9 protein-coding genes are annotated in these 13,107 nt (G+C 39.1%); 2 read left to right on the top strand and 7 right to left on the bottom strand.

Annotated features, from left to right (window positions below; genetic code table 11):
* Window positions 1-71: 71 nt before the first annotated feature.
* On the bottom strand, window positions 72-2,105 hold the full coding sequence (locus tag ACIQVU_RS08120) for a sensor domain-containing protein (RefSeq protein ID WP_340805736.1): 2,034 nt from the start codon (window positions 2,103-2,105) through the stop codon (window positions 72-74).
* A gap of 763 nt (window positions 2,106-2,868) precedes the next feature.
* Here ACIQVU_RS08120 and ACIQVU_RS08125 point away from each other — a divergent pair.
* Window positions 2,869-3,417, top strand: a complete 549-nt coding sequence (locus tag ACIQVU_RS08125) for a GNAT family N-acetyltransferase (RefSeq protein WP_340805735.1) — start codon at window positions 2,869-2,871, stop codon at window positions 3,415-3,417.
* Between the two features lie 58 nt (window positions 3,418-3,475).
* Here the strand turns inward: ACIQVU_RS08125 and ACIQVU_RS08130 are convergent, their stop codons facing one another.
* The gene (locus ACIQVU_RS08130) at window positions 3,476-4,552 is read right to left on the bottom strand and encodes an undecaprenyldiphospho-muramoylpentapeptide beta-N-acetylglucosaminyltransferase (protein WP_340805733.1); all 1,077 of its coding nucleotides are present in this window, start codon (window positions 4,550-4,552) and stop codon (window positions 3,476-3,478) included.
* Between the two features lie 166 nt (window positions 4,553-4,718).
* On the opposite strand from ACIQVU_RS08130, the gene ACIQVU_RS08135 reads away from it, so the two are divergent.
* Window positions 4,719-5,366, top strand: a complete 648-nt coding sequence (locus ACIQVU_RS08135) for a cyclase family protein (protein ID WP_340805732.1) — start codon at window positions 4,719-4,721, stop codon at window positions 5,364-5,366.
* A gap of 39 nt (window positions 5,367-5,405) precedes the next feature.
* Here ACIQVU_RS08135 and ACIQVU_RS08140 read toward each other — a convergent pair whose 3' ends face one another.
* The 5 genes from ACIQVU_RS08140 to ACIQVU_RS08160 all read right to left on the bottom strand — a co-directional run bounded on the left by ACIQVU_RS08140 (window position 5,406) and on the right by ACIQVU_RS08160 (window position 13,056).
* The gene (locus ACIQVU_RS08140; RefSeq protein ID WP_402894843.1) at window positions 5,406-8,363 is read right to left on the bottom strand and encodes an EAL domain-containing protein; all 2,958 of its coding nucleotides are present in this window, start codon (window positions 8,361-8,363) and stop codon (window positions 5,406-5,408) included.
* Window positions 8,364-8,585: 222 nt separating this feature from the next.
* The gene (locus tag ACIQVU_RS08145) at window positions 8,586-9,218 is read right to left on the bottom strand and encodes a CAP domain-containing protein (RefSeq protein WP_340805728.1); all 633 of its coding nucleotides are present in this window, start codon (window positions 9,216-9,218) and stop codon (window positions 8,586-8,588) included.
* Window positions 9,219-9,541: 323 nt separating this feature from the next.
* Window positions 9,542-10,444: a CobW family GTP-binding protein gene (locus ACIQVU_RS08150; RefSeq protein WP_402894847.1), complete on the bottom strand. Its 903-nt coding sequence runs from the start codon at window positions 10,442-10,444 to the stop codon at window positions 9,542-9,544.
* Between the two features lie 71 nt (window positions 10,445-10,515).
* Window positions 10,516-12,030, bottom strand: coding sequence for a lmo1851 family serine protease (locus tag ACIQVU_RS08155; protein WP_340805726.1), 1,515 nt, complete (start codon window positions 12,028-12,030; stop codon window positions 10,516-10,518).
* Between the two features lie 282 nt (window positions 12,031-12,312).
* Complete coding sequence (locus ACIQVU_RS08160; RefSeq protein ID WP_402894850.1) at window positions 12,313-13,056, bottom strand: polysaccharide deacetylase family protein; 744 nt, start codon at window positions 13,054-13,056, stop codon at window positions 12,313-12,315.
* Window positions 13,057-13,107 lie beyond the last annotated feature (51 nt).

The following is a 13,107-nucleotide window of genomic DNA, read 5'->3' on the forward strand; positions in this document are numbered from 1 at the left end:
ACGCATCATTTTTCTCCGTTTCATATCTATTAAGAATAGTATACAGGAAAACGAAGAAAAAGAGTGTAAGTCTAAAAGTTAATCACCTTATATATAGATAGATTATTTTTGCCTGATTCCTTTGATTTATATAATGCTTGGTCCGCTAAATCCATTAATGCCTCTAATGTTTCAGCGTGGTCTGGATAATAGGCGATACCCATCGAGGCTGTTGGTGTGAAATGACAGTCATCAATCACCCAGCCCTCCGCTAGCTCATGGCGAATACGGTCAATAATATGCATCATTTGCTCATGCCTTTTGTCCTGTTCTGTTGTTAAGCCTGTTAACAGGACAATAAACTCATCGCCACCCACACGAATGACCAAATCATGGCTACGCACTGTTTTACTTAATGTATAACCAAATCGTTGAATAAAAGCATCCCCTGTTTCATGACCATAGCGATCATTAACCTCTTTAAAATCATCGCCATCTATAAAGAGCATTGCCACACATGTTTGATTAGCCTGTGCCTCAGCCAAAATTTTCGGAAACTCCTTTTGAAGAAAGCGTCGATTTGGTAGCTGTGTTAATGAATCATGGTAGGCTAGGTATAGCAAATCATTTTCTCGTTCTTTGCGGTGTGTAATCTCCCTAGAAACCATCATAATTTGTGATACCTTTTCACGCTCAGGGTCATGGACAACGGTTACATTACTTTCTGTCCAAATCGGTGTGCCATCCTTTGCCTTCAATAATAGCTCAAAGCGCGCATCCGTCTGACCTGTATAATTATTTAAAAAGGTTTGCCATGCAGCCTTGCTTTCATCATCTACAATATCGCTGTAAAATTGCCCTTGCAATTCAACATTTTCATAGCCTAAATACATGCGATACGATGGTGATGCATAAATAATAATGCCATCCTCATTTGTAATCACAATTAAATCATTGGTATTTTCCGTAATTAATCGGAATGTACGCTCAATATTTTTTAATTCGGTGAACATTCTTTTCTTATCTGTAATATTATAGTTAATGCTTAAAATTTGCTCCAGCTCACCAAACTCATTTTTCAACGGAACAATCGTTGCCTCCACCCAATAATCAGCATGGTACTTGGTGCGGTAGCATAGCTCTCCTTGCCACATCTCTCCTGCCTCAAGCTTCTCAGCAATCGTTTGTAAAAAGTTAAGAGAATGATGACGCGGCTCAATAATATCATACGGCTGGCCGATTAATTCCTCTGCTGTATAACCAGAAGCATGTAAAAACATTTCACTGGCTTCGATAACCGTGCCTTCATGATCTAATAACGCAATGGCTGTTGCCGAATTTAAGGCAGCCTTAAACACTTCCAGTCCATGCGACTTTGAGCGTAGCTCTGCCTTCTGTTGGGCATTTTGTGTGCAATCTTGCATCATCAAAAAAATGGCAAATGAATGATCAACCTGCATCACAGGCGATAACGATAATAAATACATGCGCTCCTGCCCATCTAATGTATGCAGTTTAATAAGCTTTTCGCTCACATTTTTACCCGTTGCTGCCTTTTGTAGATAGCGCTTAATTTTATATGCCTCATCCTTTGGAATAATCGGCAAATCAATAAGTAGCTGTTGTTTTATGCTGTCATGATTTAATTGGAAGTCCTCCATAAACCTTGCGTTTGCCTCATAAATCATGCCCTCTGCTGATAGCATAAGCGTTGAGAAAAAAGCGTGGTCAAGCATCGACTGCATAAATAAAAATTTATCTTCAATGCTACGATCATATTGAATTTCCTTCGTAATTGCTAAAATATAATCCTCGTTTTTATAGCGCAATGGTCTAACAGAAGTTTCATATTTACGAACCTCTGACTGCACATATGCATAATCTACATAGTCGACCTGACTGCGCTCTGTTATTGCTTGATGGTAGCTTTTCTGAATAGTTGAAGCGTAGCGGCTGGACATAACGCTTGATAGCATTTTTCCAATTGCCTCATTTGATAACAGTTCTTGAGCTGCTTGGTTTAAGCGAATATATTGATAATCGTCCCCTACCTTTTTCATCAGAAAAACAAAATCTTTACCGATAAATAATTCATTAAAAAAATCTTCGCTTAAAAGATACTCCATACTGTCACCCCCAGAAAAACCAGTGCTATCAAAATCAATATGCTACTATTTGGCTTATTTATCTCAAAATGAATACTACTATTATAACATAAAATTTAAAAATTACCTTTCAAGAATTAGAGAAATTAAATCCTTTAAGGGTATTTTTTGCTATATTCCCCATTATTACAAAATAATATCCTACTAAAGAAATACATTCACCTTACTAGAATCATTATATGCACAGTCAGCCAACAATAGCATAGTAGATGTGTCGGAGTACGGCTTGACTTCAATAGAAGGAAGCGTCTGAAAAGTCATGTTTGAAACGCCTCCTTGCTGAGTGTTCTATAAAAATATTCATGTATTTTTCATGCAATACGCGATTTTCAACGGTTAGCGCTCTATGCTTCTCTAATAATTTATGACAAAAAACTATTTTTTTGCATAAATTCGTCAAAATAATGTCTAAAACATGCAAAAACAGGGTAAAGCATAATAGATCGCTGCAATATTCGCTGTTTTATCAGAATTTACTGACTATTAAACTTAAATTTTTGTTTTTACGAGCAAAAAGATTGCATTAAGCAGTTTTTATGATATATTATATTTAAAAAACTACCTTTTTTTCGGTATGGTAAAATCAGTAAGACAGCGGGAGATTATGGAATATCATAGTTATAACGTCTAGTTCTTTGGGTTTTAATTCCAGTACGAATATTAGTTTTCTTCTTTATGCTTTTAAGGAATTGTTTGAACTACCCTAGTAAAGGAGGCGTTTCGTATGCTTAAACATCGAGACCTGCATGAATGCACAGAGCTTTATGAACTATTATCACACCCTTCTGTATTTCCCTTTGTCCGTCAAAAAGCCACATCTGCGGATGAGTATTGGTTTATGACAAAACAACTGATTGAGGAGGAAGCAAGAGGTCTTACTATCTCCAGAACCATTACAGATGACTGGGGCCAACCAATCGGCACGATTAGTATTCATGATATTGAAGACGGTGCTGGCTTCTTAGGTACATGGATTGGGCTTCCATATCAAGGAAAAGGCTATAATCAGAAAGCCAAGTTACTTTTTTTGAATGAATTATTTTTTGACTATCATTTCCATACGGTATTTCTTCGAATTCGAGTTGAAAATATAAAATCACAGCGCGCTGCGTTAAAGCTACCTTATGTAGTAGAGGCGAATGACAGTCATCCAACATTACTAGCACAGGTCAATAGCGGCGAAGCGCAATTTAATTTATTTAAAATTCCAAAAGATTTATTCTATCTAACAACTGCACATGAAATGCAGGATGGTGAAGAACAAGCAATGTAAGCAATCGTAAGAAGCTATAGGTGTTACTGCCATATAGCTTCTTTTATTTTGACAATCATTATTTTTTATAGCGCAAAATAAGCGCTGCCATTTCATCGGGTGTTTTCGGCTTTAGTGTTTTCTCCATCACTGCCACCATATCTTCCTTACGCTCCGTTAGTGTACGAACCGATTTCAAAAAGGATTCCTTTGTCAGCTCCTCTTCCTGTAGCACCTCTGCATAGCCTTGTTTTTTAAATAAATTCGCATTTAAAATTTGGTCGCCACGGCTTTTTTGTGCAGAAAGCGGCACTAATAGCATCGGCTTATGTAGCGCTAAAAACTCAAAAATCGAATTAGAGCCTGCACGCGATACAATATAGTCTGCTGCATGCAATAAATCAGGCAGCTCTGTTGTCACATATTCAAACTGCTTGTAGCCGGGCATTGCAGCTAATGCTTGATCAGCATGCCCTTTGCCGCATAGATGAATAATATAAAACTGCTTTAATAGCTCTGGTAAATTTTTACGTAATGCCTCATTTAACACAACAGAGCCTAAGCTTCCTCCCATTACTAATAGCACTGGCTTTAATGTCGTAAAGCCACACAATGCCAGCCCTCTTGCTCTATCTCCTTGAAATAGCTCTGGGCGAATAATAGAGCCTGTGCATGTTGCTTTGTCCTGCGGTACATGCTGTAATGTTTCCTCAAAAATGGTGAAAATATGCGAGGCAAAGGGTAATGCGATTTTATTTGCCAAGCCGGGTGTTACATCTGATTCATGAATGACTACTGGCACACCTGCAAGCTTAGCAGCCATGACAACAGGAACCGAAACAAAGCCACCCTTTGAAAAGATTACTTGCGGCTGCACCTTTTTTATAATACGAAACGCTTGCATCACGCCCGCTAACACTTTAAAGGGGTCTGTAAAATTTTTCATAGAGAAATAACGACGGAGCTTCCCGCTTGCAATGCCATAAAACGGCACATGCGGAAATGCCTCGCCAATCAATTCTTTTTCAATACCTTCATCTGAGCCAATATAATGGACATCATAACCTAATTCAAGTAAAGACGGAATGATCGCTTGATTTAATGATACATGGCCCGCTGTCCCTCCACCGGTTAAAATGATTGTTTGTTGTTTCACATAAATTCTCCTATTCCTTAAAAGCCATCGTAGTGAATACTACTTTCAATCTTCTATTTTACTATATGCCAAAGAAAAGATATAGATGAAGCACGAAAATTTCAGCCTTTCGCACTTGAAATGGTACAATAATAGCAGCTTAAATCAATCATGGTGAGGTATTTTTATGAAGATTATTGACTTAACGCATACGCTAACAGAGCATATGCCCGTTTTCCCTGGTACAGCTCAGCCAGCATTCCATGTTATTTGCCAGCACCAAACAGATGGCTTTAAAGAAACCTCTCTAACCATCACCTCCCACACTGGTACACATATGGATGCGCCTAACCATATATTTGCCGATAGAACAACATTGGATGCCATTCCAGCAGAGCAATTTATAGGCAAAGGCTTGGTAATTGACTGTCAGCATGTACAGGAGGGACAGCGCATTACAATGGACAATATTCATCCCGTCAAGGAGCGAGCCGATCAAGCAGATTTTCTATTATTTTATACTGGCTGGGAGCGCTATTGGGGCTCAGCGCACTATTTTGGGAACTATCCAGCCATCACTGAGGAAGTGGCGGACTACCTTATTCAAAGTAAGAAAAAGGGTGTTGGGCTTGATGTCATCAGCATTGATGCCCTGACAGATGCAAACCTAACCATTCATAAAAAAGTGTTAGCGGATACGGATTTTATTATTGTAGAAAATTTAACGAATCTTGGACAAATCGGTTATGACCTCTTTACATTTTGTGCGTTACCAATGAAGTATCAGGATGCAGATGGTGCGCCTGTCCGAGCGATTGCTATCTTAACAAGCTAAAAATCGCCTCGCTCCATTATCAGGAGCAGGCGATTTTGTTTATTCTTTTTTTAAAAATGCTTCCATATCTTCATAAATAAATGGTGTTCCTGTAATTTTTTCATGCTGATGATGCAGGGCTGTCATTCGATGAATAATCGGTGCTAGCTTTCCTTCATCCTCAGCCTTTAGCTGAAATGCCACACCATAGGAATAGATTTGATAGTGTTCCTCTAATGTCCATCTAAATGTTCCTTCGATATGGAAGGGCTGATCCATTAACGTAAAGCTAAATTGAAATTTCATGGTTTGATTAATAGGTAGTTTAAGTGATGAGCAAATTTTCATGCCACCTAAGCTAATATTTTCGATTAAAATCGGTGTACGCCCAATATTGATTTTTTGCTGATTCATTTCAACTATCGTCATAGAGCCTTGAACATAGGCTGGAAAGCGGAAGCGATAATACTTGCGCCGTTCAACAGCAGGCTTCTTATTCGATCTAACTTTTTGCGGTGTTAAAAAGCCTCGTGCTAGCATTGTGGCAAATGTTTTTGCAGGCACTGCCTTTGTGTAAATGTCGCCTTGGATATAGCTGCATTCTTGCTGCTTCAAGAAAATAAATTGGTCATAGCTCTCCACACCCTTTGCCACTACTTGAATGCCGAGCATTTTCGTTAAATAAATGGTTGTAGAAATTAGCCCATTTTCGATCGGATGGTCATGGCGAATTTGCCGAATAAAAGCCTCATAAATATGAATCGTTGTTGGGCGAAATGTGCGTAAAGATTCGAGGGAGGAATAGCCTGTGCCAAAATCACCAATGGCAATTTTCACACCAAGCGTTCGCAGCTCCTGCAGCACATTGCGTACACTTTTACTATTTTTGAGCATCGCACTTTCTGATACAACAAACTCCAAATAGTCTGCCTTTATTCCATGTGTTTGGATTTGCTCCTGCACAAATTTCACAAACCCTTTTTTCACTAGGTGAATAGGTGAAATATTGATGCTAATGGTACGTAATACATAGCCCTGCTGCTTCCACTCTTGCAATAATGTGCATACCTTTTTAATGACCCAATCTGTAATAATATGAATCATATGATTTTCTTCCGCTAACGGAATAAACTCACCTGGTGATACAAGCCCCCATTCTTTATGATGCCAGCGAATTAATGCCTCTGCTCCATAAATAATACCTTTTTGCGGCTCCACCAACGGCTGAAAATAAAGCTCAAACTCCTCATTAAGCAAAGCCTGTCGCATATCTCGATTGAGCACAGATTGCTTATAGGAGGTAATATCCCCTGTCACGGCATGTATATAAAAATTATTGCGTCCTTGCTGCTGTGCATAGCATAAAGCCGCATAACCATTTTCCAATAAAATCGTTCTCGTTAAACCGTCCTCTGGATAAAAAACAATCCCAATATTTGCCGATACATGAAGCTGATAATCCTTCACGGTAAGGGCTGAATGAAAGAATTTTAATAAACGATTGGCAAGCGCATAGATTTTTTGTTTATTACTATATTTTTTAACAATAATCACAAAATGCTGATGGTCTAGTCGCGCTATATAGCTATGATCGTCCAATACTGTTGCACAATAATTAGTGACAACACGTAGCAGCTCATCGCCGATGTGAATACCTAGTCCATGGTGTACGATATGGAAGCGGTTAATGGATAGATATAAAAGCGCAAATGGCTCACTTGTTGTACATAAAGCATCCAGCTTACTATAGAGGCTTAGCTGATTCGGCAAGCCTGTCAGCTCATCATAGTACACTAAATAATTTAGCCGCTCCTCACGCTCAATTTCCGCTGTAATATCTGTTACTAAGCCAAAAATATGATTAACATCCCCCTGCTGATCCAATCGTGGCACAATTTGCTCCAGCAGCCATTTGATTTGTTGATCGCCTGTGATAATTCGGTAAATCACTTGATAGCTTTCCCCTAATGCGAGATGGTCTGTATACGCTAATACCTCCTCACGATGGGCAGGATGAATCAGATTAAGCCATGCTTCTGAATCTTTATAAAGCTGCTCTAATGGAATACCTAAAATGCCCTCTAGTCCTTTTGACGCAAAAAGCATATTCCCACGAATAGAATCCCTCATCCAAACGCCTGCATCTAGGTTGTTAAAAATATCGTGATAGTTTGCAAGTGTATCATTCAGCGTTTGCTCCATTAGCTTAAAGGATGTATGATCTTTGACAACACCAATCATTTTAAATGGCTGATGATCCTTCCAAATTATTTCTGCGGCAGCCTGTAAATAGCACAATTCATTTGTTTGACCATGATAAATGCGAAATTCACTGTCAAAATTCATGCCCTTGCAAGCAGCCTCAAATGCCTGATAGGTTCTTTCATAATCCTCTGGATGAATTAGTTGAAATGGCTGGTCAATGCTCACATTTTCCGAACGCTCAAAGCCGAAAATATGATAAAAATGATCTGAGCAATACAGCTTATCATGCTGGATAAAATACTCCCAGCTACCAACCGCGGCAATTTGCTGCGCATAGTTTAAGTGCTTTTCATGTAGCAGTAGCTGATGCTTCATTGCTGCATAGGTCGATATATCCTCCACAATTAAATAAATTCCCTCTGCTTGTCCCTCCTCATTTTTAATCGGAATAAATGTTAGGATCAGGCTAAGATTATGCCCTTGATGCTGAAGGCTTTCAATATCAAGCTTTGTTGATTTCCCCCGTAATGTTTGATTAAATGCTCGTTTTAAACGCTTATAATCTGCTGCTGTAAAAATTTGCTTAAAGTCTTCAGCATGGTTTGGCTCGTATTGTAAAAGTTGATAGAGTGCCTCTTGATTGACATAAATAATTTCACCGTCTGCCGCAAAGACAATCATCATATCAGGATGGTATTTTGCAAAGGATAAGGCATACGCAAATAACTGAGAATCCTGCACCGCCTCTACTGCCACTGGCTGTGCCACCACTTCTTTTGAAAAAAACTGCTTTAATCGATTCGGCTTTTTCATCCCTCTCACCCCTCCGTACTTTTTACCCACTACTAATTTAGTAATTCCCCAAAAATAGCGATTAAAAACTACTATTTTCTATTTTTTCTGCGAGGGTAGATGGATAGATTTGTGAAAGTGACGGATAGAACGTTCTAAGTGACGGATTGAGCCCCTATTTTGACGGATAGCCATAAAAAGATGCCCCGCTCAATAAGCGAGGCATCCTCCACAAGGATATGATTATTTTTGAATAAATTGTTGTGTCCAGTAGTTGCCTGATTGCACGTAGCCGACACCGATATGTGTAAATTTCGCATTTAAAATATTAGCACGGTGACCCGGTGAGTCCATCCACGCTTGTACGACTTCTTGCGGTGAACGTTGACCTTGGGCAATGTTTTCACCAGCAGCTTTATACTTAATGCCTAAAGCTTTCATACGATCAAATGGTGAACCAAATGTTGGGCTTGTATGAGAGAAATACTTATTTTTTTGCATATCTTGTGATTTTTCACGAGCTGCTGCCATCAATGGTGCATCTGTTTGAAGTGGCGCTAAACCAGCTTTTGTACGCTCAGCATTTGTTAATGTGACAACCTCTTGCTCAAATGCATTGACATCTGTTGATGGTGTAGATGTTGCTGGCGGTGTTGGTTGTGGCTGAGCTGGATTTGACACCTCTTTAGATGGTGTCGTTGGCTGTGGCTGTTTCACCGACCATTTATGATGATTAGACCATTTATAATTGTAAACGTTGCAGTTTGTTGATGGCTGTACGGAATTCTCCTCTGATGTATTGGCAGCAGCTGATGCGAATTGAATTGGAGCTGCTAAAAGAAATGTTGCACAAATTGCAGTAAGTGTTTTTTTCATGTTTGCAATTCCTCCTTCTCTGCCACTAATCGTAAAGGATAATTTCCTTTAAAATCTCACCAACATCTACCAGCTACACCAGCTCGTAAAGCCAGACGCGCAATAAAGGGATTTTTCCGCCCTATTTTTTAGCAGGTTTCACCAATCTATGAAATACTTACGTTTAAAAGAGTGTTGACACCTCTCCTAAACTAGCAAATAGCTTATGATAAAATGCATATTTTATTCATCTATATCGCGCTAATATTACAGTTATGTTACATTTATATTACATAAATATAAAAAAATCTGCGTAAATGTACATACGCAGATTAGGTATTTCTTCAATTAAAGCCAATAACAGGTATATCGCTTATATTTTCACCAATGATTACAAGCTTCGCTGGCATTTTTATATATTCAGGCAGCCATCGCACCATACCATATGCGTATTGGAATAACATTGGTTGCTGAATGCCCTGAATCGGCACATAGCCCTTCATTCGATAAACCGTATCAGGCAATGAGCGCACCCAATCCTCAAACTGCTCCTGTGTAAATTCCATGCTTGTAAAGTCAACTAAACGAGAGCCAAGCTGTAGCGTGCTTATTGGGGCTTGCACAATATTTTGTTTATCGACCTGTGCTGTTGCCTTTAAGCCTTCTAATAAATGCAACGGTACACGCCCATTCGTTGTTTGCAAAATAAAGGCATGTGGATTTAAGCCCTGTAGCTCGTAAATCGCTTGCCCTTGCTCTGCCTCTGTTAATAAATCCGTTTTATTTGCTACTAATAAATGGGCATGACGGATTTGTTCCATAAACAATGAGCGTACTTGTGGTGTCAGCGTATCGCGATGCAGCCACAGCTTTGTATCCACGACGGTCACAATTCCTTTTACATTTAATTGATCGGCAAAAAGCGGCGAATAAACAGCATCTAATGCTTCTACAGGATGGGCAGCACCCGTTGTTTCGATAATTAAAACATCAAATTTGCTATCGAATAGCAGTGATTGAATTTGTGCCTCTGTTTTTTCAGCGCCTGAGCAGCAAATACAGCCCTCTAGCATTTCTTTTAGCGGAATATCCTTATCGACTGCCTGTGAGTCAAATGGCAGCTTGCCAAGCTCATTCATGATTACAGCAGGCTTTAAATGCTTGTCCTTCAGCTGACGAATTACATCCGTTAGCAGTGATGTTTTACCACTGCCTAAAAAGCCACTAAATAAATATACGTCCTTCATCTCCATCATCCTCCAATAAAAAAAGCTGTCGCAGATGCCGTGAAAGACGACGATTGCGACAGCTGTACGGTTTAATTTGTAGTTTCCTCAGCCTTTTCTGCTGTTTCTAAAAGCAGCTCTTTTGCTTTTAATAGCTGAGGGTCATCTGCTTTAATTTTTGCACGTAAAGCATCCATTAATGCATACGTTGTATTTCCTGTTAAAATTCCTGTTTGTTCAAGGTTATTTGCTGCCTGTAATTGCTCGACAGCCTGCTCTGTTTGGTTATCAAACACGCCATCTACTTCACCAGGCTCGTACCCTAGCACCTGCAGCATTTCCTCTGCTGCCTTGATGGATTCGGACTGCATACCTTCCTTCATCTCTAAAGAAGCATTTAAGTATGGTAAGGAAGCATAGGATGGATACGCCACTTTGACATCAGGCTCAATTCCTTTTTCATTAATCCAGTTGCCATTTGGTGTTAACCATTTACCTGTTGTAAACTTCAAATTCGAGCCATCTCTTAATGGTGTTACATTTTGGACAGTTCCTTTACCAAAGGATGTTTCTCCAACAACTTTTGCTCCAACAGATTCCTTTAACGCACCTGCTAAAATTTCAGAGGCAGAAGCACTACCACCATCCACAAGAACGGTTACTGGTAGGTTATATTTTTTCCCACCAGTTGCATTGACCACTTGAGGCTCTTCTCCTTTTTCTTGTACCTGAACAATTGCTTTGCCTTCTGGTACAAATAAATTCGAAATATCCTCAGCTGCATTTAAGTAGCCACCAGGGTTTTGACGTAAATCTAACACAATGCCCTTCATGCCTTTTCCTTCATACTCCGCCAGCATTGTTTCAAGCTCTTTTGCTGTATCCTCACTAAATGATGTAATTTGGATATGGGCAATATTGCCGTCAAGCAGTTCACCATAAACAGTTTCTACTGGAATATCGTCACGAATAATCGTCATTTGAATTGGCTCTGTATTTTCTCCGCGTTTCACCGTTAATTTTACAGGTGTGCCCTTTTCCCCGCGAATAAGTGCCACGGCTTCTGTTGCACTTAAGCCTTGAATGCTTTTGCCATCCACCGTTAAGATAATATCTTTTGGTAGTAAGCCTGCCTTTTCAGCAGGAGAATTTTTAATAGGTGACACAACTGTAATAAAGCCATTACGCTCTTGAATTTCCGCACCAATTCCTTGGAAGCTAGAGGATAAGCCTGTGTTAAATTGATCTGCTTCTTCCTTCACCATAAAATCAGAGTACGGATCGCCTAGTGCATCAAACATTCCATTAATCGCACCGTCAACGACTTTTTCATCATCAATATCTTGATAGTATTTATTTTTTAGTAAATCAAATGCTTCATATAATTTGGTAAATTCCGCACGTTCAACAGGAACCTTTACTTCTACTACTTTTTTATCACCAAATGTTAACGCAAAAATCGTTAACCCTGCGGTAATCAGAATTGTAAAGAACATCAGCATAATAAATTTAAACGGCTTTAATTGTATAAATTGCCCCGCTGGTTTTACATCAACCTGTGTTGGCTCTTGCTGTTGCTCTGTACTATCTTTTTTCTGTTCATCCATCTTGATTGTCACCACTCTCATTTACACTAACTTGTTGTCACACTACTACCATCTTAACAGGTTATCTAGAAGACGAAAAGAAAAGACTGTCACAATTTCATGACAGACCTTGTCTTATCACACTTCCACTCAAACATAGGCATATAATGGTACTGCCTTTTTATTTTACCCGTTTCCTAGTAGCAGTCAACTAAAATATCAATCTATCTATTATAGAACGTATAACGCTGACTAAAAGTTGCCAATAAAAAATAGTGTTGAAGGAGGATGCCTTCAACACCATTATTGCTTCTTCACTTTTTTATGGGTATTTTGTATCTCCAGCAATTCCGAAACCGTCACAAATTGATAGCCCTGCTTTGCTAGCTCTGGCAAAATTTGTGCCAGCGCCTGCACCGTTTGCGTTCGATTGCCGCCACCATCATGAAACAGGACAATATTACCAGCCTTTACACCTTGTAGCACTGTTTGCACAATTCGCTGTACACCCGGGCTTTTCCAATCAAGTGTATCTAAATGCCATGACCACATTATTACTTGATAGCCCTCTTTTGTAATGGCCTCAATCATCGCATCTGTATAATAGCCTTCAACTGGTCGAAACAATGTTGGTTGATAGCCACTAATTTCAGCAATGACTTCATCTGTTTGCTTAATTTCCTTCATTAAATGGGGTACAGTTGTTTTTAAAGGATGTGTAAAGGTATGATTGGCTAATTCATGCCCTTCATCATACATACGGGTAATTACTTCAGGATTTTTTTGTGCATGTTGACCTACAATAAAAAAGGTCGCTTTCGCATGATACTTTTGCAGTAAATCAAGAATCGCTGGGGTATAGGTACGATGTGGTCCATCATCAAAGGTCAAGGCAATAATTTTTTCATTTGTTTGGATTTCCCATAAAATTTGCCCCGCTTCCTCATAATACTTTCTTCCTTTATTTTCAGAAGAGCTAGCTTTATGATAAGAAAACAATGTCACCATTAAACAGATCGGCAAGAAAAACAGCAGAAATTTTTTCACAGTTTCACATCCCCAAATAATTGTTGTCCTTTATTATTTGAAGATTTACTA

The organism is Lysinibacillus sp. NPDC098008 (assembly GCF_044760715.1).
GTDB lineage: Bacteria > Bacillota > Bacilli > Bacillales_A > Planococcaceae > Lysinibacillus.

Bases quoted from the DNA above. Each gene is read 5' to 3' on its own strand.
- ACIQVU_RS08150 (WP_402894847.1), bottom strand. From the start codon at position 10,444: ATGAAGGACGTATATTTATTTAGTGGCTTTTTAGGCAGTGGTAAAACA.
- ACIQVU_RS08125 (WP_340805735.1), top strand. From the start codon at position 2,869: ATGCTTAAACATCGAGACCTGCATGAATGCACAGAGCTTTATGAACTA.
- ACIQVU_RS08145 (WP_340805728.1), bottom strand. From the start codon at position 9,218: ATGAAAAAAACACTTACTGCAATTTGTGCAACATTTCTTTTAGCAGCT.
- ACIQVU_RS08120 (WP_340805736.1), bottom strand. From the start codon at position 2,105: ATGGAGTATCTTTTAAGCGAAGATTTTTTTAATGAATTATTTATCGGT.
- ACIQVU_RS08155 (WP_340805726.1), bottom strand. From the start codon at position 12,030: ATGGATGAACAGAAAAAAGATAGTACAGAGCAACAGCAAGAGCCAACA.
- ACIQVU_RS08135 (WP_340805732.1), top strand. From the start codon at position 4,719: ATGAAGATTATTGACTTAACGCATACGCTAACAGAGCATATGCCCGTT.
- ACIQVU_RS08140 (WP_402894843.1), bottom strand. From the start codon at position 8,363: ATGAAAAAGCCGAATCGATTAAAGCAGTTTTTTTCAAAAGAAGTGGTG.